The sequence below is a fragment of the Chroococcidiopsis sp. CCNUC1 genome, from assembly GCF_023546805.1.
In the GTDB taxonomy this organism is placed as follows: Bacteria; Cyanobacteriota; Cyanobacteriia; order Cyanobacteriales; family Chroococcidiopsidaceae; genus Chroococcidiopsis; species Chroococcidiopsis thermalis.
The window spans coordinates 257,812-277,749 of the sequence record NZ_CP097480.1 but is presented as its reverse complement, the minus strand read 5'-3'; the positions used below and the strand labels follow the sequence as shown (position 1 = coordinate 277,749).

The following is a 19,938-nucleotide window of genomic DNA, read 5'->3' as shown; positions in this document are numbered from 1 at the left end:
GTGAAGGATTTATTTGCTTCTAGTTTATGCATAAATAACCTTCACTTTTTCAATCTTGTTCGTGCATATGGCACGCATTCATAACTTATCTGACATTGTAGAAATTGTAGGGATATAAATGCACGTACTGCATATTTTGAATCACGTGCTAGAAGCTGGTAACGGCATAGTTAACGTAGCGGTAGATTTAGCGTGTTTGCAAGCACAGGCGGGTTGCAAAGTGGGTGTAGCTTCTGCTGGGGGAGGCTATGAGAAGTTACTCATGCAACATGGTGTCAAGCACTTCAAACTAGACCAGACGAGAAAACCAATCGAGTTGATCGAAGCTGCTAGAGGTTATCGAGCCATTGTCAAAGAGTTTGACCCCAACATCGTTCATGCTCATATGATGACGGGAGTTGTCTTAGCAAGTACTTTGAGATTTCAGTCGCAATACGCTCTCGTATCGACGGTACATAACGAATTTCAGCGTAGTGCTGTTCTGATGGGTTTGGCAGATCGCGTCATTGCAGTCAGCAAGGCTGTGGCAGACTCTATGGTACGGCGTGGTATTCCAGAGCAAAAACTGCGGGTGATATCTAACGGTACGCTAGGTAGCCCTCGGACTTGCCAACTCAAAGAGTGCGTCCCCGTAACTCTAAAACACCCAGCGATCGTGACCGTGGCGGGAATGTACAAACGCAAGGGGATTGCTGAGTTAGTTGCTGCCTTTGCCCAAATTGCTGCTGATTTTCCTACAGCTCATCTTTACTTAGTTGGGGATGGTCCCGATCGCGAACTATTTGAAGCTCAAGCACGGAACACGCCTGTTAGCGATCGCATCCACTTCGAGCGGTTTCAACCACAACCGCAACGCTATTTAATGGCTGCTGACATTTTCGTACTGGCTTCCCACCGCGATCCCTCTCCTTTGGTGATTCCAGAAGCGCGGGAAGCAGGATGTGCTATTGTTGCCACTCACGTCGATGGCATTCCTGAAGCTTTGGACGGTGGGAAGGCAGGCATCTTAGTCCCAGCAGCAGACAGTCATGCTTTAGCAGCTGCTCTGACTGAATTACTGAACGAGCCGCCAATTCTCCACGCTTGGAAAGACAAAGCACGACAGAATATAGAACGTCTGACGGCGACTAGAGTTCATCAAGAAACCCTAGCAGTCTATGACGAACTTGCCATGCGTGAAGACAGTTGACAGTTATCAGTGAAGAATGGGGTGTGGGGAGAATTCGCAAGCGCGGAATTCAGAATTAATCGATCGGTGGTCGCTGGTCACTGGTCACTGGTCACCGATCCCTACTCCCTACCATATTCGTTGACTGCGATCGCTTCTGCTGCTGGTAGTAGTTACGTGCTGCCAAACACATAGCCACAAAGCACCAAAAAACCATACCCGCAAGCGAAACTATGGTATTTCCCAGTGGCATCTGAACGAGAACGCCAATACTAATCGCACGGGCAGCACTAGCAAAAGAGTCCAACCGCAGTTCGGAATTTTGCAGCAGCGTATAGATAATAAGAACAATGCCCCCCAAGTAGGGGATCGCACCAAACCAGCCTAGGGTGAAGAATAAATCGAGAACGCCACTGTCGAGGATAACTTGTTCTAACTGACCTTCACTGTTAGTAGCGTACATCCCTCCCAACCCTTTACCGAGAAAATCAGATAGGGCAAGATTGAGTTGTTGCTCGTAGGTAGCAGCGCGATCGTTAGCACTGGTATCTTTTTGAATCTCTGAAAAGGACTGTAAGCGAGTATTAATGACTTCCGAGAAAGGCTCGATCGTTGCCAACGGGATCACGCACACAGACATCACTAAGATGGAAATAATTAATCGTCGCTGTAGGCGTGCTTTCATGGAAGTCAGCAAGGTGATAAGTGCCACTAGCCACCCGCCCCATGCCGCTCTTACTGCCGATAGCAGAAAAGCCAAATACCCCCCTACAGAAGCAGGGATACGCAAAGTTCCTTTCGTGTTAAATAACAACACCAGACCCGCCATCATTGCCACGGCAAAAGGAAAGGGCGAATGCATGGTACTAAACACGCGAATGCCAAGTGGTTCTGGTCTGCCATTTGTCACCAATTCTGTTTCAATAATCCAGAACCGATCCCACATTGGTGCAACTAAGTATTGCACGACACCATAGACACCGGAAACTAGCACGCCCCAAAGGAAAGTCTGCTGAATTATCTTGCTGAGCTTGGGATAATCGCGCCAGTTGATAAATAGATGGAAGCCAAACAGGATTGGCGTGAACCAGTCCAGACTCGCTCGCGTTGCTGCCATAGGCGAATTCTTCACCAATCCGATTAGAAAACCATAGAGTACGGCAACAAAAGCCAAGATCAAGGGTAAGCCGCCTTGACGATATGCTTTAGGTAAATAGCGGATGAGAGTAATCCCGCTTAGCAACGAGACGAGAAAAGGCGTGACCAGCATTAAACGCTGTGCATCCCAGCCGCTCTTAAAATCGACGATGCGAGCAAGCAACGGCGTGAGAAACCAAATCCACCAAGTAAAGCTGACGTAAAAGACAGGATAGCGAAAATAGAGAAACGCACCCACAACAAAAGCACTTAGGGGAAAAGCATAGCGGGCGATCCCGCTAGCAGCAACCAGGCACAGTGCTGTAATCAGTGAAAATCCGATAATTGCCATCCAAGCTGGCGCTGGTTGCAATCCGAAAGTAGGAGTTGAAAGTGTTTGCTTAGAGTTCACCTAATAGCATCTCCATGATGACAGCATTTAAACCAAGGCAGATTTCTCAATTGATAATTACGAATTACGAATTACGAATTACGAATTACAAATGCTGCGCCCATACCTCTGAGGAGCGATCGCCATTGCTCCAAGTTAACCACGCTTGCCAGCGCCCGTGCATGGAGGCAAGCCACTTTTGCCAAGCTAATTTTCTTTGACTCGGTAAGAACCGCAATAACTGTACTAAACCCCAAGCATCTCGCGTTCCTACCAAAACCGCCCAGATCGCGAAGGCTGTTCGCCGTATCGGGCTTAAATGTTCCAGCAAAGATAAGGTTTCATTATATGTCATGTTGCTAAAAGCAATTGCATTAAACTGGTTGCGCCGATCTTCATCAAACCGCTGCCCGAGGTAGTGATCGACGACTATTTGAGGATCGTAAATCAGCTTCCAGCCAGCCCGTTTTAGAGTTAGGCACAACATCAATTCGTGATGTACCTGCGCCCCCGTACCCCGCATCCGCTCATCAAAGCGAATATGAGCGATCGCCGAACGCCGATAACTGGAGTTTACCCCTTTCAGTATGTCAACTTCACGGGCATTTCCTACGCCAAGATGGTGGTTGCCAATTGCCCGTCCAAACCACTGCAATCGACCCACTACATGAGATTGACCTTCGACGAGCTGCGTTCCGTAGTGCATTCGATCGCGTCCGCCAACACCACCCACTTTCTCATCTGCTAAATAGTGAGCTTCTATCCGCTCCAGCCAATCGGCGTGAGGTGCGGCATCGTCATCGGTAATGGCAATAATCTCTCCTTTTGCCACATCAACGCCTGCATTCATGGCTGCTACTACCCCTGGTACGCCTACCTTGACAGTGCGTATCGGTAAAGCATGAGGGTCTAATTCTGCTAGTAGTTGCCAAGTTTCCGTATCGCTATCGCGGACGACCACCAGCACCTCATCCGCCGGTCGAGCTTGCTGTTGTAAAGCTACTAAACAGCGTGCCAAGTCTTGCGAACGGCGATAAGTAGGTATCAAAACAGAAATCATCATGACTTGCTAACTCCACGACTCACCCGATTAGACTTTTAATAGCTTGACGATTGACCCAGGCGTAAAGCTCAGGGTCAGTGCAGCTACACTACGCAAATTTAATTGGTATTGGATTGCTTTCCAGAAATGGGGGCGTGCTGCCGCAATTTGTCCAGACCGCATCAGACCAATTCCCAAAGTCGTGTGAGATTGTGCTAATTTGGCTCTAAAATACGGGCGAAATTGTTGTAAACGCTCATCTGCGATGAATTGCTCGTAACAAAAAATTCCTGCTTTACCCGTGCGAATCTTCGCCTGCACGTTTTTTTTGCCGCTGATTTGCGTCTCTGATTGGGGGTGAATGCGGTAGCGCGTCAATCTTTCGGGATAGTAGTAAGCACCCTTACCAGATCGACAAGCAAGATACGCCAAGTAGAGATCCCAAAACAATCCTACTTCCAGCGGGATGCTATCCCAATCGATCGCATCTCTACGGATGACAGTTGCTAGGGCGATGAATACGGACTGATCGACCACACTCAACTCGTAAAAAGGTTGATAAACTCCTTCTTTAAGCCGCGATCGCTGCCAATACCGCGTATTTTCCTCAGTTTTTAGATAATCGATTTTATCCTCTGAGTCAATCACGTAATGATCGCAAAAAGCGACAACCAAATCTGGATTAGCATCGAGATACGGTACGAGTTTTGCTAAATAATCTTCATTCCACAGATCGTCATCATTTAAACTCGCAACATACTTGCCTTGTGCTTCTTTAAATGCACTCGTGACATTTAATGCAATGCCTAAGTTCTGTGGATTGCGGCGTAACCGAATTCGGGAGTCTTGAAACTCGTCAATAATTGCTTGAGGATTGTCAGGACTGCAATCGTCAGATACGATGATTTCGATATTCCGATATGTTTGGCGTACCGCACTCGCGATCGCTTTTCTCAAGTATTCTGGGCGATTGTAGGTAGGAATAATAACACTAACTAACGATTCTGGCGCTGTTATATTAGTAGACATAGCTGGTTAATAATTATTATAATTTTTCGCTGACTGTATTCAGAAAGCGTAACGCTGTAGGTACGGGGCTATAATTTTCTAGCGCCCACTGTCTGCCTTCAATAGATATCTTTTCTAAAATTTCTGGTTCGCTGGCTATTCTATCCACAGCTAGTTTGATATTGCTCAGATCGATCCCAATGTAGTGTCGCCAGTTTTCTGGCATGACCGGAATCATAAAACCGTACTTGTCAAAATCCTCGCGCACGCTAACGCATCCTGCTGCAAGAGACTCCCAGTAACGCCAGTTATCCCAATCTGTAATTCGATTTGATTTCCACTCCAATTTGCTGAGAATTTTTTTGAGCAAACGACTTGTTGCCGTAGAAGGATCGCGAGGTACAGGAGTGACAAAAAAGCCACCAAAACAGGCGCAAGCAGCGTAATCTTTTAAACTTTGGAAATAACCTGGCGAATGTCTTCTCCCTGTTTGCGACCAATTCATGTAGTGATAAGGCTCTGTAGAAAAGTTATCCAGACCTTCAACGACATTATTAACTGGTAGAGCCGCATCGATTTGAGGCAGCAGTTCTTTACGAACTATTCGCCTGACAGAGTGCTTAATTTTGTGCGGTTCTCTAAAGTTCACTAATAATTGTCTTTTTCTTGCCTGGATCGGTAGAATGTTTTCTAATTCTCGCAACATCCGGCTAGATATTCCCTGCGCCCAAGGGTGAATATTGCCGGGATATTTAAAGTAACGGTTACAACTAACTTTAAAAATAAAATCGAACTGGCGAAATTCGGGTTTGTAAGCGTGCGTTTTACTACCATCATCGCTGTCTAGATAGACAGTAATATATTTTCGATTGGGATGAAATAAATGTTGTGGAAAAGGCTTATTTGCCACTTGAAACCAATCTTGATTGAGGACAACAATTGAGCAGTCATCTGGTGTAATTTCAGGGTCGTGGCGAAACAGGTACTCTTCTGTCTCTGGAGCTAGCCGCCAATAGTTGATATTGGCGTAAGCATCTATTCCTAAAGTTTTTAATCCATCACCCAAGCAAATCATCGTGTGGGGATAGCCTGTTTTTTCAGGAGTATCCGGTGGAATGCAATAAAAATAGACTTTGCCACTAAAATTGGTCGATTGCATTCAGATGCCTCCAGTTATGCAACTTATCTCTTGTCGAGGGTCTTTTACTAAGCATAATTTATACCTTATAATCGGTCGCGATCGCGGGAACAATTTGAGCCATCCTCACTGATGAAAAAATACCTGCCGTAAAAAATCTATATCATTTCTAGTCGCAATCAAACTGGGAGGACGTACTTTCAAGAGTAGTGGGTAGCCGGCAAGCAAGCAAACTAGGCGAAAGATAGTCGAAATTAACAATGACCAGCCCGCACCTTCTAATCCGTAGATGGGAATGAGTATTAACAAAAGGGGTACAGTCACCAACACGCTGATTGCTTCTACAACCGTCAGCGCTCCTGGTCTACCTACAGCCATAAAAGCTTGAGCCAAAACCCAAGCTGCGCCTCCAATCGCGATCTCTGCGCTGAGAATGCGAAAAACACCAACAGCCTCGACAAATTTGTCACCATAAAGCAATTGAATCAAAAAAGGAATTGGGATTGAAACCGCTAGGGCAACGACTACAGTGACAGCCGTACTGACACGGACTGCTCGTCCCGTTAAAGCCACTACCTCTTCAATCGGACGTGCGGCAATTTTGGGTAGCAAGACGGTAATCGTCGAACTGTGGAATAAACCCAGCATTCGGGAGACACTCAAAGCTAGCGTATACAGACCCATCGAAGCAGGAGATAGCATAGTCACCACTAATGCTTGATCGATCTTCTCGGCTAGAGTTCCTAGTAAGTTCATGCCATAAGCACGAATGCCGTAACCGACTAGCAATCGATAGGCACTGCCTAACCCTTTCCAACGGGGGTGAAAGCGCTGCCATAAGTATCTCCACATCCAAAAAAATAGAGGTAACCCAGGAATGCTGTAGGCTAGAGCAGCCGTCAAAGGAGTCAGCCACTCGGTCAACGCTAATGCGCCCAAAATAGCTAGAGTAAATAATGGTTGTAGGGAACGAAGTTGATTGACAAAGGTAAATTCTTGGTTTGCTTCTAGGATTGAGAAAAAAATTTCTGTTAAAAGGACGATCGGAGCTAGGAGCATGTACCATTGGGCAAAGCGAATCACATCTGCCGAGTACTGTGGAAGGAACCTTGGCATGAATACGATGCCGAGCGTCATGGCAAACAAACCCAGTACCATGCTCAATCCGAGAGCTGCTGAAAAAAGTTCCGATTCTTTTTCTGGGTGACGCTTGAAGTTGTATTGTATGGCGGATGGTAAACCCAACATTAAGAGGTAAGCTAAAAACTGAGGCCAAAGGGCGATCGCATTATATTCTCCTCTTCCTTGCGGCTCCAAAGCTCTAGATGTAATGATTCCAGTTCCCATGTTGGCGGCTAGCACGAGTATCCTTGCCATGACTGTCTGCAAAGTCGCAGCAGTAGAGCTACGTCCGTTCAAAACCCACTGAACTCGACTTCTGATTGCTTTCATTTACTAAACTCCAAACCATCAGTACTCGATACTCGATCTGGGTTTATGGCTTGCTGTTGAAGCGATCGATATTGCTGCTCAGAATAGGATTTTCCCATCCTAGCTGGTTCAATCCATCCGAATGTATCTATTCTCATGTTGCTATTAGAGCTTGGTTGATCGCTGTGCTAGCTGCTAGCTAGTAGCTAACAGATCGAAATTGTATATGAACTGAAGATTCAGTTGTGTATTTTCTGACAACACCTAAATCAAAAACTGCTAAACAAACAACTATTGGTGCTTAGTGCTTGTACTCCACTCATACCGAGTGCAGTTTTTCTATGCTGCGTTCGGACTGTGGTTCTTGGTGTCGCGCTTCTAAAAGTTGCTTTTTGTCAAGTGCTTTTTTGTCTAAACTCAGCCTTACCACCTGCTCCAAAGTCAGATAGCGTCGTTCGACAATCCCGATCTCTCCTCGCAAAGCATTGAATAGCTTCGGCAGTCTATCGAAATGATATTTACGCAGCCATCGATCCACATCTTCGAGTCGAAAGCGTCCGTAACGCTCCAGCAGACTTTTTGACTCGTGCTGTGCGTCGTTTTCTCGTAGTCTAGAATTGGCTGTTGCGATTAATTGAAATTTGTATAGTCTGAATAGCTTACCTTGCTGGCTCACGTACCACTGCCGATCGCAGGTGAATGGGTTTGGCGATCGCCAGCAGGATATGCAGAGCAATGCGAGTAGTGCAGGACTGAGCAATAAAATTAACAGAGCCGCGATCGCTCGGTCGAGCAGCTCCTGCAATCTCCCACCCATCAGATTTTGTCGCTTTGCTCTTTTGAGTTGAGGTGGTAAGCGCAGAAATGCTGTTTTGTTTGTTTGAGCGCACGCATCAGCCCATAGTTCGATCTCTGCCTCCCCAAGATTGGGATCGAGGCATACTCCCTTTAATGATGACAGCTTTAAACGGTCTACCAACCATTCCTGACTGTCAAGGCTAGAGAGATACATTTTTCTTGTTGATGCTAAATTTACAACCAGATATTGTTGTCGCCACCTCAGTTTATAGCGCAAAATTTGATTAGTTTGGCGCTCTCGCTCGATAGTAGAGCTATTAGGCATAATTCCAGCTTTAGATGTTGACATGTAACGGCTATAGTGTTTCAATTCCCCAAGCAGGGATGAGATCCAGAATTAAATGCAAATTGGCATCTCTAATAGAGATATGTATTTGCTTACAGGCGAATTGACTTACAAATCAATCTGTCCAAGTATTTTCAAGAGTATGACCTCAACTTGTGTAAACTGGCAATTAAAAAGTTTTAGATTTGTATGTCTTAAATTAAGATGACACGTTGAACTTACGTGATTTCGGAAACGATCGAGCAAATTTATACTTATGTTATGCAAAATCCCCTAAAACCACCACGATATTAGCCAGCTTTCACTGTTTCTTTACAGTCAATACTCGAACTATATAAAACTTTTATAAAAAATATATAAAGCCTACGCGATACCACTAATCCTTTCGATTAGCAAGTACTAACTTTCCTAGAGCAGAACTTAAAAATTTGAGGTTGAATAATTGGCACATTATCTTAACAAGACTTGGCGCACTTGTAATACAATTTTCTGCCAATCAAAATGAGTTGCAGCATACTGCCGACAAGCATCTCTAGAAGGTAACGAACTCGGGTCGGTCAGTAATTCCGCTAATCTCCAAGCGATCGCAGTTGCCTCGCTTGTATCAGTAATTAATTCTGGTGAAAACGGAGCTAAAATTTCTGGCATTCCGCCTATAGGAGTACATAACACGGGAGTACCGCAAGCAAGAGATTCTAAAACTGTTAAACCAAAACCTTCCAATGATTGGCTGGGCATGACACAAAGATCTGCTGCTTGGTAAGCAATCGGTAATTGCTCGTCTGGTAAAAAACCTAGAAATTTTACGTGTTCTTGTAGTTCCATCTCTGCGACTTGTTGTTCTAAAACTGGTTTGAGCGGTCCTTTACCAGCTATAGCCAACCAGACATCAGGGATTTTTGGCTTGATTTGTGCCAGGGCTAGCAGTAACTTGTCTAAACCCATGCGGTGAACCAAGCGACGGGGCGCGAATAGAATCAATCGTTCTGAAGGAAAGTTTAAATGTGTCCGAGCTTGTTGCCGCGATAAGTTGGGCTGAAAGCGTTGTAAGTCAACCCCACCTGGAATGGTACTAATTTTGTGCCACGGAACTTGATATGTTTGATGCAAAATCTCGCCAAAGGCACGGCTGAGAACGATAAAGCGATCGCAACGACGATAAACTGTTTTTTCTACTAAGTGCTTTTTTAATAACACGCTCAGTTGACTGCCGCCTTCCTGAGCGCTTTCTAATGCCCAGGGACCGTGAAAAGTAAACGTCACTGGTACGTTCTTAGGTAAGTTCTGCAACAATGGCAAACTGTACAGCGCGAAATTTAGGTTAATTGCATCTGGTTTTTGCAGTTGCCGCTCGGCAAAGTTGCAACGGGTTGACCACAATCGCTTCCAGAGGGGACGGTCGGGTGCAGCTAAATTGACTAACTCTACTGCTGAGTTATCTAGTATTGGCAAACCCAGACCATATAGGGTAACGCGATCGCCTGCCGCAGCTAGATGATGCGTTAGTTCGTATACGTAGCGGTCTAGTCCTCCTGGCGCGTGCGGAAACCACCCCATACCAACGCAGTCAATACGTGCAGGTGTAGCTACAGAGTTATCTTGTTTTGGCAAACGATCTGATATCATCTAAGCCCATGACCAAATTAACAATTAATATTACGCTCTAGCGAGAGCCTTTACGCCTGCTGCCGTCACATTTTGGCACTTACAAGCTAGTGTGGCGCAATCCAACCTAGCATGGGAAGAACTTAGCATTGTCAACCAAAGCTAACAAGTCATTTGCATATCATGTTTCTTGAGAGAGCGAGTTGCTTACGGGCGCACCAAGCTTCGGAATTGGCGATCGCGTCAAGCAAGTCAGCATTCATAGTCAATTTCAGCCTCTCAATCGGTATAAAGTCGGTATAAGCGGATTATACAGATATGATTGCCCATCTCTCTAGCGCAAAATTCTCAGTTATAATCCCATTCTTCTTCGCAATATAGCAGATGCCTGAAATAAAATCGAAGAATTTTTCCATATTCTCCAAAGTTACTCTGCTCAAAATAATTGCTCCTAAGAAGAACAAGAATATTTGTCACTTACTATGACAGATGTTTTAGAAAGCACCAGCATTAGCTACACAACCATAAATCGATTACGAATCGCTCACCAATTTTAATTGTATGACAATCCGTTTACCTCTTCACAAAGTCGTAGTTTTTCTCGGTGAGATAGGGTGCATTTAGAGTCTAGCTATTTTGCCCTTGAGATTTTTGCGATCGCGATGAGCATGAGTTATGTCAGTTATACAAACTCTATAACTATCCTCACTTCAAAAATCGCCCGCTTATGCGGTCTAAAATAACAACCTAGATCGCCTGGGAAATTTTCGATTTATTGAGAATTATTTGCTATTCTGTTGCAGCTCGACTTCCTCTATTCAGTTATGCCTATTTCGATTTCAAGAAGCGAACCCAAAAATAGTACTAATCGATTGTCTGTTTTAGAATCTATCGTTTTTGAGACACTTGCCTCAACAAAAAATCTTGGATTGACTGCTAAAATCCTATAAGTTGTCACTCAAGAAATAGCGATAAGCTAATTTTACCCAACCTAATTAAACTATTATTTCCCTGACTCAAAAGCTAGTTGAGATAAATTAAATAGCAGTTTCCAATTAATTTAAATCTTTAGATTTTCCAAAATTATCAATAATTTCTGTTATTACCCTACGATATTCTTGAGAATACTTCTCTCGTGTATGATTTGCCCTCACAAATTCCCACGATCGCCGTGCCATTGCCTTTAAGTCTGCTGGAGGTAGGCTAGAGATTTTCTGAATCTCTTTTTTAATCTCTGCTATGGAAGCTTCTTTTAAAATAACTCCATAATCATCTCTGACATCTACACTAGCTTCGTAAGTCACAATTGGGATTAAACCAGCGTGCATACAGGTAATTACACAACCGCCGCCACCTTCAGAACATGAAGGATAAATAATGCCAAGACAAGAATTAGCAATTTTTACAAAGTCAGAACTACTAACATCAATCCATCCATAAGTATGAATATTAGGAGTATGATAAAGTTCTTTATAAAAGGCTTTTTCAAAATCTAATTCTTTGCTAACTGGACCGCAGATAGTTAAGTGGCAATCTGGCATTTCTGCAAAAGCTTCTAAAACTAGATCTAATCCTTTATGAACTGCTCCATTACTACCAAACCATAAAAAACGCTGGCAACAAGTAGCAAAATCTTTCTCTTCGGGAAATGGATAAATTTCAGTTGTCGAAATTGGCACGCGATATATCGGTTTGCGAGCATATTTAAAGGTATTAATCGTAAATTCATTTCCTAAAACAATAGTACAGTCCGCGTACTCAACTCCTTTATTCGGTAGCTCAAACCTGTTATTGCGTAAAGTCATACCTCTTCTTTGTTGCAAGGCATATAATCGATTGCACTCCGCCGCATTATGAAATATGATATGGGCTGTATCAGCGTACAAAACTCTGATACAATCCCGATCGAGCAGTGGAGCTAATCTTTCTAGATTGTGCCGACTATCGATCGCGATAGAATATTTTTTTTTGGGTATGAATAAATCGTTAAATAAGGTAATCACGTCAACACAATAACCTAAATCTAACAAGATTCTCACCATCTCCACAGTTTCCCAATGATGGGTGTGCTTATTACAAACTGCTTCAGTAGATTTGGCGAGAAATGGATCGAGGTTATATGAAATTAGAGCGTTTCCTTTGGCAATGCCTTCTGGCTTGAAAGAAGCAACTTTAATCCGATTAATTCGACCTCTAATTTTATCAAGAATAAAATTGAAGTAGTACCCCAGACGATGCAAGAATCTAGCAATCATGACTGTTCTATTGCTATCTATAATTAGAATATTCATATATCTGAACTCTGTTTTTAGGTAAAAATAGAGTTCCTATTTTAGTTTACTGCGAACATTCGGGCTACTCTTTTAGTTTACCGCGAACATTATCTGTTCTTAATAACTTGTAACTATAAAGTCGAAATGACTTTATTGTTTGAAAAATAATTCGTATGGCGAAAAAAATCGTCGTAAGAAACCACGACTGAGACCGGGAATCTGCGATTGATAAGTTTCTATAGCTTGATGTTTTCGATCGCGAACGGAATTAATCGGTAGTCGATAAGCGCCGTCGAGATCTCTCCCCTGAAGTTGAAATGACAGAGGATTTTGCCAGAAGATCCAAATGGGATATTGTAGTAGCTCTACCTGCATTCCAGACTGGGCGATCGCAGTCTGGACTAGATCGTAAGTTGCTTCATGATCGGCGTGAACATCTTTGCGATGAGGAACGTACACTTCTCCTGGCGTAGTTTTCTGTAACAACTGAACGATTTGCTCGACTAAATTTTGGCGCGATTCACTGGTCAAGCTAGCCAAAGTCCCGTCGATTTGGTCGAGAAAAATAATCTCTGAATCAGCAACCCCAAGAGCATTAAGCGCACTCTGAGCTTCTTTTTTACGCAAGCTGATAACTTCTGCCGTTTCCATACGATCGAGGAAACCATAGCGCCCGTCAGTCATAAACACGACTTTCACTGGGACTCCCTGCTGCCGTTTGAGGGCGATCGCGCCACCACAGCCTAAAGTTTCATCATCTTGGTGAGGAGCAAAAACAATTGCCGATTTCTGGCTGGGCGCTAAAGGTTTGCTTTTCCTCGCCACAATCCATAAAAATAATAAATAAGAAGTTAGATTTCTGAGGTGCAAGCCAACAATAACTTTTAGCCTATTGATAATTTCTTGTACTCTTTGTTTACTAGTCATATTTTTTACTATTTCTGACTAACTATTTTTTACTAGCTATATGCGAGCGATCCCCTGTTTCAAACTTAGAATAACAAATTGCATATGCTACAACTAGCCAAGACTACGGCGATCGGTATGAATTTTTCATCCATCGGGCAATCAAGGCTAAAAGTATAGAGCTACGAGCGCTTTAAGTGCGCTCGGCTTTTGACTGCTGACGAAACCAATCAACTGTAGAAACTAAGCCTGTTTCTAGAGCAATTCTCGGCTGCCAGCCTAATTTATCTGAAGTCAAGGTTATGTTTGCTACTCGCACTTTTTCTACTGGTCGGTCGGGTAAAGCACCAAACAAAGGTTCTATTTGTGGATTAATTATTTGCGTCAGTTGTTCTACAAGCGAACGAATAGAAACTAAGTTACCCGAACCTAGATCGAAAGTATATCCTTCAACTCCAGGTACTCTTGCTGCCGCTAGCATACCGTCAATCACATCATCAACGTAGATCCAGTCAACTTCTCGCGTACCACTGGCTAGCTTGGGAGCTTCGCCTTGGAGTAGAGATAGGGTAACGGAAGGAATAATTTTATGAATGGGTTGCCTGGGTCCGTAGGTCATAAACGGGCGCACCAGAACTACAGGTGTTTGGTAAAGATGGTGAAACATCCGGCTGTAAGCAACACTAGCCCACTTAGCAGCAGAATAGGGTGAAATTGGCGCAATTTCACCTTGTTTTGGCTCTGGTTCCTCTAACGAGCCGATCGTGACTATGCGATCGCACTGCATTTGAGTCGCAACTGTCAAGATATTGACAGTACTCACTACTAAGCTGTGAAATGTGGGCAACACCAACTCTAAACCAGCAACACCAGTAATCAGCCCAGATAAATGAAAGACTATCTGGGGCTGAATTGTCTGAAATAGATTTTGCACGACTTCTAAATCTTCCACATTGCCTTGCCACCAATGCAGTAATTCACGATCTGTCGTGCGTTCTGTGCGAGAAATAGCATGAACTTCCGCACCATTTTGACATAGGCGATCGCACAAATGAGAACCCAAAAATCCACTCGCACCCGTGACTAAAATTTTCTTTCCCGATAATTCCGCCAGCGCATCACTCATCTTAACTTCAACTATTTGGGCAATAGATTCATCTTCTTTGTCATAGTCTAGATCGCAGTCAGATTGACTCATCTACATATAGATGTATTTTACGAAAATTCTTTATGCTTTCATAACTGGTTCTGGCTTAGCTTTCAACAGTTCGCAGCCCGCTAGAGCATCTGCTGCTTGCTTGATGACATCAAAACTGAGTTGCGATCGCTCGGCTATGTCTAATAAACTGTATTCGCCATCAGATAAGTTGAGAACCCATAACAAAGCTAGCTCATTCACTTGTTCTTCTGCATGACCGCCTACAGCTCTGTACAGTCCTCTTTTACCGAGGCGTGGTTCGCATTTAGGATTTTGATTTAAGTAAGTGCGATTATTTTCTAATACGTGCAAAATTGACAAAAATTTGGCAAACGAATCACCTAAATACTCGGGCTGCACGAAGCTCAAATTATCTGCGGAAGTATGATATTCAGAATACTGACCGTGGGAGGATCGCATGAAACAACCTACTGGCAAATTAAACCCAGGAGAACAATATTGCCGTTCGTCGTAGCCGTAGGGAAAAAAGTCAATAACTTGATATTCCGAACCAGAGTGTTGCATGACGTGGATTGCAGCTCGATCTATCTGCGTATCACCCCGGCGACTTCTTTTATAAGTATATTTTCCTGCGTCACCTACGCCAGTAACAACTAAACCGTGAGCAATTTTATTGACATTTTGCTCGTTTAAAGCCAACCAGGTAACGGAACCAATCGTACCTGGAATAAACAGAAATCTATAAGAGTATCTTCGTTGTTGAATTTGACTGAGGTGTTTAGCTAATAATGTAGCTAATGAGATACCAGAAAGATTATCGTTACATAAAGATGGATGGCAGGTATGGCAGGAAATTAAAATTTCTTCTCGCGTTTCGCCTGGTAAATAATATTCGCCATAAGTCAAATATCCAGGTTCTAAACTCGACTCGATACAAATTTCGTATTCTTCCTCTTCCAGCGATAAAAATTGTGTGTGACTTAAGCAAAATCCCCAAGTTTCTTTGTAGTACGAAGTTCGATATGGAATGCGATCGGGATATTCTGGGAGCGTATGTAAATGTGCTTTTAATTCAGATAAGCTGACAGTTTTATGTACGGGAACGCTATAGTTCACAACGTGCAAATTGCATTCCTGAAAATCTACGATCTTCTCACCTCTTGAGTTTTTGATATATGCATCTTTAATATTCCATTCTTTTGGTATTGTCCAGTCAAAGACTTCCGTACCTGTAGGAATTTCTGCTATTTCTAGAGGAATGTGTTCTTGAAGAATTTTTAGGGTTTCTCGGACTCCATTGCCTGTAATACTACGACAAATTGGATATAACCGAGAGATCGTTTGATAAATTTGTCGTCCTATCTCGTTTGAGTTGAGGGATTTCCTTAAAGAAGATAAATTATGAATGCTCGGACTAACTTGAACCATAATTTTACTCCTACAACAAGTTTGTTACTAATTTTATATATGTATTCAAAATTATTTTAACAGGTTCTGCAAATCAGAACTATTTTCGACCAAAATGTAGAAGATTAATCGAAATCGGATGATTCGATCTATTTTAGAGACTTAAGATATTTATATGAGATCTAAGAATCAAATTGAACGAATAATACGTGAGGAGCTTTTCATCAATTTCAAACGCTACATTTCCTCAGATGTTAAGTAGCGTATGGCTCGCTGTAAATCTGCTGGAGTACCGATATCTAAGTACGGTTGGCGATCGCAGATTTCTGCTTCTACTTGCAAACCAGCATCAATTGCTGCTTGAAAAACATCTCCAATCGGAACTTCGCGGGGTGGAGAAGAATTATTCTGTCGCTCTATTTCTAACTTAGCAACAAATTGATGGAGAAACTCTGTAAAACTTGGTTTCCAGACAGCCGCACACCAGCTGTATTGCAATTCACTTTGGGCGGGTTTTTCAATAATTTGTCGTACCCGTCCTCGCTCGTCGAAGTCTACCATACCACCTTTGTGCGAATGCTCGAAGGGTAGCAAGTTGATTGCTACATCTGCATTGCCAGCATAAAGCCTTGTCAGCAAACGTTTGTATGTATCATCTGGTTGAAAGAGAATATCGGGAAACCCGATCGCGATCGCTGCATCTTTAACAAAAGGATACGCGCGATCGAGGGTATATGGCACGCCAAAGGGTAAACCGACTACCAGATAGCCTAAATCCAAACCTACGATGTCGCCATCGCCAAAATAGGCAGGAATATCCCATTTTCCAGGGCGTAGGAGAAAGAAAGCCTTCCGAATCCCTGCCGTTTGCATCTTTTCCAGCAAGTAATGAGATACAACTTTGGGACGCAGGCTACCATCTACTTGAGAGCGAAAGCCAATCGGATACAATTCCTTGCTACAAGGCAAGGGAGAAATGCGGGTTGCTTGTCCCCCTGCTGGTAACAGCCCGATGACTTCCTGCTGTGGATTGTAGTTATAAGTTGCCATTTATAGTTATCAGTAGTCAGTTATCAGTTGTCAGCCTCGCCTTACCTCTTAACCAACTTCCAACTACCAATTGCCAATTGCCAGTACCCACTACTCACGACTCACTTCCAACAGGATGACTATTTAATTAAAACCGTTTCTAGCAAATCCCATTCCAGATCTTTGCGAGAAATTTCGCTCACTGGTAGCCGCCACTGAATATCCAAAATCGGATCGTTGTAGCGCAACCCCCGCTCGTATCCAGGCGTATAAGACTTATTCATCTGATACGCTATCTCTGTATTATCGTCAAGAGTTTGATAGCCATGAGCGAACATTTCTGGAATGTATAGCGCCCTATGATTATCGGCAGTCAATTCCACACAGATATGAGATAAGTATGTGGGAGAATCGGGGCGCAAATCGACAATACAATCGTAGATTGCTCCTTGAGTGCAGCGAACTAACTTTGCCTCTGTTGCTGGAGCCGCTTGGTAATGCATTCCTCGCAACGTACCTTTTTTATGATTGAAGGCAATGCTGCACTGGACGTTAGTAATTTCTAAGCCAAGCGCAGCAAATTCGCGATCGCAAAAAGTCCGCGCAAAAAAACCCCGACTATCCTCTTTTGGCTCTATGTCAATGATATAGGCTCCCTGGAGCGCCGTTTCAGTAAAAAGCATAGGCTTGATAGTGGCATTAGCTAGCTATAGTAGACAAAACCTGTTGCTGAATCGCTGGATAAACTTGTACTTCTGGAATCGGCACGACGAACTGTCCGCCCCATTCAGCAATATATGCCATCTGGGTCATAATCTCTTCTTTCAAATTCCAGGGTAAAATCAACACGTAATCGGGCTGTGTTTCGCGGATTTTATCTGGATGCAGAATTGGAATATGAGTTCCAGGTAGGAATAAACCTTGTTTGTAAGGACTGCGATCTACGGTATAGTCGATGAAGTCCTTGCCCACACCGCAGTAATTCAGTAGGGTATTGCCTTTAGCTGGCGCACCGTAGGCAGCGATTCTCTTTCCTTGAGATTTAGCTTCGATCAGAAATTTTAGTAGCTTGCGCTTGGTTGCTTTGACTTGTTCGCCAAATGTCAAGTAAGTTTCAATATCTTCCAACCCAGCAGCCGCTTCTTTTGCCTTCAGTTGCTTGACGCGGTTGCTAACTACTGGCTCTACTGCATCGCTATGCTTGCCGTAAATTCGTAAAGAACCGCCATGCGTCGAGAGTTCTTCGACATCAAATAACGTTATCCCATGCGCGGCAAACATTTTCTCTACTGTAATGAATGAGTAGTAAGAAAAATGTTCGTGATAAATCGTGTCAAACTGATTTTGCTGCATTAGTTGCAGTAAGTGAGGAAATTCCATTGTCAAGATGCCATTTGGCTTCAGGACTATTTTCATGCCACCGATAAAGTCATTCACATCGGGAACGTGAGCCAGAACGTTATTTCCTAACAATAAGTCTGCCGATTTTCCTTCTGCTACCATTTCTTTAGCCGTATTTACGCCAAAGAATTTTACCCAAGTCGGAATTCCTTTTTCGGCTGCTGCTTTGGCAGTGTTTGCGGCTGGTTCGACTCCTAAAACTGGGATACCTTTTTGATGAAAATATTGCAGCAAGTAACCGTCGTTACTAGCAATTTCAACGACTTGGCTAGCCGAATTAAATTTAAATCTTTCTACCATTAACTCAGTGTAAGCTTTAGCATGTCTGAGCCAACTCTCGGAATAGGAAGAAAAATAAGCATAGTCACCATCGCCAAAAATGTGTTCTGGAGATTCAAATTCTTCTAACTGTACCAAAAGACAGCGATCGCAGACGTATGTATGAAGTGGATAAAACTTCTCGGCGCGATTCAAGTGTTCTGAAGTTAAATTATCATTTGCTATAGGTGACATACCTAAATCTGCAAAAGTATATCGCAGTTCGTTGCCACAAAAACGACACTTTTTACTCACTATCCGATCTCTCCTACGATTCAGCTACTAAATTACAAAATAAATTCCACTCAAAGAGTGGAAACTGAAGTTTGCGCAAACAAGATTATTTTGGTTGATTCCAAAAGAAATCTTTATCCAACTGTCCTGTTTGCAATAAATACTCCAATTGCTTCAAGCGAGTAAACCCTCTGGAAGTAAATACATCAGCAGTCATTTGAATTCCACTAAATAACTCAAATAACTGTTTTGCTCCCCGCCGTGCATCCCACTCACACTTAAACCCTGGTAAGGTAGAGTTAATCTTCTCAAAACTGACTCGGTAACTGCGATTATCCGATCCACTGTCCCCGAAACTCACCTGACAGCCAGGAAAAGCTTCTGCCACAATTTCGGCGATTTCTCGTACCTGGTAATTGTGCGCCGTATCTCCGACGTTGAAGATTTGATTGTGAATGATGTCCCGTGGTGCTTCTAAGGCACAAATAATCGCTTTACATATATCTAGTGCGTGTACTAAAGGTCGCCAAGGCGTACCGTCACTCGTCATTTTAATTTCCTTTGTCGTCCATGCTAATCCAGCTAAATTGTTCAGGACGATATCAAAGCGCATCCGTGGCGAAGCACCAAATGCTGTAGCATTTCTCATGAATGTAGGCGAGAAGCTGTCATCTGCCATTGCCGTTAAATCCCGCTCTACTAAAGCCTTACACTCGGCATAGGCAGTTTGCGGATTCACGGGAGAAGCCTCTGTCACATCTCCCTCGGTGGCAACACCGTAGACGCTGCAAGAGGACATGTACACGAAACGACGAATACCAGCAGCTTTAGCTAAATTTGCTAACCGTACAGAACCTTTGTGGTTAATGTCATAAGTAATATTGGGTGCGAGCTGTCCGGTAGGATCGTTGGACAATTCTGCCATATGAACGATCGCCTCTACACCCTGCAAATCTTCTGTAGTAATGTGGCGAATATCTTTATTTAGGGTTCGAGCAGTCGTATCAGTCCCGTTATACAACCAGCCAACTTTGTAGAATCCGGTGTCTACTCCTAGAACTTCATGTCCTCGTTTGATTAATAGTGGTGGTAGTAAACAGCCTAAATATCCTTCTGTACCTGTGACTAATACTTTCATTTATAATTA

Annotated in this window: 16 protein-coding genes; 1 reads left to right on the top strand and 15 read right to left on the bottom strand. The window is 43.3% G+C overall.

Annotation, left to right across the window (positions count from 1 at the left end):
- Positions 1-118 precede the first annotated feature (118 nt).
- Positions 119-1,189, top strand: coding sequence for a glycosyltransferase family 4 protein (locus M5J74_RS01290; RefSeq protein WP_106546552.1), 1,071 nt, complete (start codon positions 119-121; stop codon positions 1,187-1,189).
- A gap of 91 nt (positions 1,190-1,280) precedes the next feature.
- On the opposite strand, the gene M5J74_RS01285 is transcribed toward M5J74_RS01290, so the two are convergent.
- The 15 genes from M5J74_RS01285 to M5J74_RS01215 form a co-directional block, all read right to left on the bottom strand.
- Positions 1,281-2,717, bottom strand: coding sequence for an O-antigen ligase family protein (locus M5J74_RS01285; protein ID WP_015152343.1), 1,437 nt, complete (start codon positions 2,715-2,717; stop codon positions 1,281-1,283).
- Between the two features lie 85 nt (positions 2,718-2,802).
- On the bottom strand, positions 2,803-3,759 hold the full coding sequence (locus M5J74_RS01280) for a glycosyltransferase family 2 protein (protein WP_015152342.1): 957 nt from the start codon (positions 3,757-3,759) through the stop codon (positions 2,803-2,805).
- A 27-nt stretch (positions 3,760-3,786) separates the two neighbouring features.
- Complete coding sequence (locus tag M5J74_RS01275) at positions 3,787-4,767, bottom strand: glycosyltransferase family 2 protein (RefSeq protein ID WP_106216865.1); 981 nt, start codon at positions 4,765-4,767, stop codon at positions 3,787-3,789.
- 16 nt (positions 4,768-4,783) lie between these two features.
- The gene (locus M5J74_RS01270; RefSeq protein ID WP_015152340.1) at positions 4,784-5,905 is read right to left on the bottom strand and encodes a hypothetical protein; all 1,122 of its coding nucleotides are present in this window, start codon (positions 5,903-5,905) and stop codon (positions 4,784-4,786) included.
- A gap of 105 nt (positions 5,906-6,010) precedes the next feature.
- Positions 6,011-7,336: a lipopolysaccharide biosynthesis protein gene (locus M5J74_RS01265; RefSeq protein ID WP_250015030.1), complete on the bottom strand. Its 1,326-nt coding sequence runs from the start codon at positions 7,334-7,336 to the stop codon at positions 6,011-6,013.
- A 298-nt stretch (positions 7,337-7,634) separates the two neighbouring features.
- Positions 7,635-8,462 carry a heterocyst development glycosyltransferase HepC gene (gene hepC, locus M5J74_RS01260; protein ID WP_106546557.1) on the bottom strand — a complete coding sequence of 276 codons (828 nt, stop codon included), beginning with the start codon at positions 8,460-8,462 and terminating at the stop codon, positions 7,635-7,637.
- A 447-nt stretch (positions 8,463-8,909) separates the two neighbouring features.
- On the bottom strand, positions 8,910-10,085 hold the full coding sequence (locus M5J74_RS01255; protein ID WP_250015028.1) for a glycosyltransferase family 4 protein: 1,176 nt from the start codon (positions 10,083-10,085) through the stop codon (positions 8,910-8,912).
- A 1,034-nt stretch (positions 10,086-11,119) separates the two neighbouring features.
- On the bottom strand, positions 11,120-12,355 hold the full coding sequence (locus tag M5J74_RS01250; RefSeq protein ID WP_250015026.1) for a glycosyltransferase: 1,236 nt from the start codon (positions 12,353-12,355) through the stop codon (positions 11,120-11,122).
- A gap of 132 nt (positions 12,356-12,487) precedes the next feature.
- Positions 12,488-13,264: a PIG-L deacetylase family protein gene (locus tag M5J74_RS01245; protein WP_250015024.1), complete on the bottom strand. Its 777-nt coding sequence runs from the start codon at positions 13,262-13,264 to the stop codon at positions 12,488-12,490.
- Between the two features lie 172 nt (positions 13,265-13,436).
- Entirely contained in the window at positions 13,437-14,441 is a 1,005-nt protein-coding gene (locus M5J74_RS01240; RefSeq protein WP_106546559.1) for an NAD(P)-dependent oxidoreductase, read from the bottom strand.
- A 30-nt stretch (positions 14,442-14,471) separates the two neighbouring features.
- The gene (locus M5J74_RS01235) at positions 14,472-15,830 is read right to left on the bottom strand and encodes a DUF4910 domain-containing protein (protein ID WP_015152332.1); all 1,359 of its coding nucleotides are present in this window, start codon (positions 15,828-15,830) and stop codon (positions 14,472-14,474) included.
- Between the two features lie 216 nt (positions 15,831-16,046).
- Positions 16,047-16,859 carry a sugar phosphate nucleotidyltransferase gene (locus M5J74_RS01230; protein ID WP_015152331.1) on the bottom strand — a complete coding sequence of 271 codons (813 nt, stop codon included), beginning with the start codon at positions 16,857-16,859 and terminating at the stop codon, positions 16,047-16,049.
- A 119-nt stretch (positions 16,860-16,978) separates the two neighbouring features.
- Positions 16,979-17,521, bottom strand: coding sequence for a dTDP-4-dehydrorhamnose 3,5-epimerase (gene rfbC, locus M5J74_RS01225; protein WP_015152330.1), 543 nt, complete (start codon positions 17,519-17,521; stop codon positions 16,979-16,981).
- A gap of 16 nt (positions 17,522-17,537) precedes the next feature.
- Positions 17,538-18,812 (bottom strand): class I SAM-dependent methyltransferase, encoded by a 1,275-nt coding sequence (locus M5J74_RS01220; RefSeq protein ID WP_106166052.1) that lies wholly within the window; start codon positions 18,810-18,812, stop codon positions 17,538-17,540.
- A gap of 85 nt (positions 18,813-18,897) precedes the next feature.
- Complete coding sequence (locus tag M5J74_RS01215; RefSeq protein ID WP_106546562.1) at positions 18,898-19,929, bottom strand: NAD(P)-dependent oxidoreductase; 1,032 nt, start codon at positions 19,927-19,929, stop codon at positions 18,898-18,900.
- Positions 19,930-19,938: the final 9 nt, after the last annotated feature.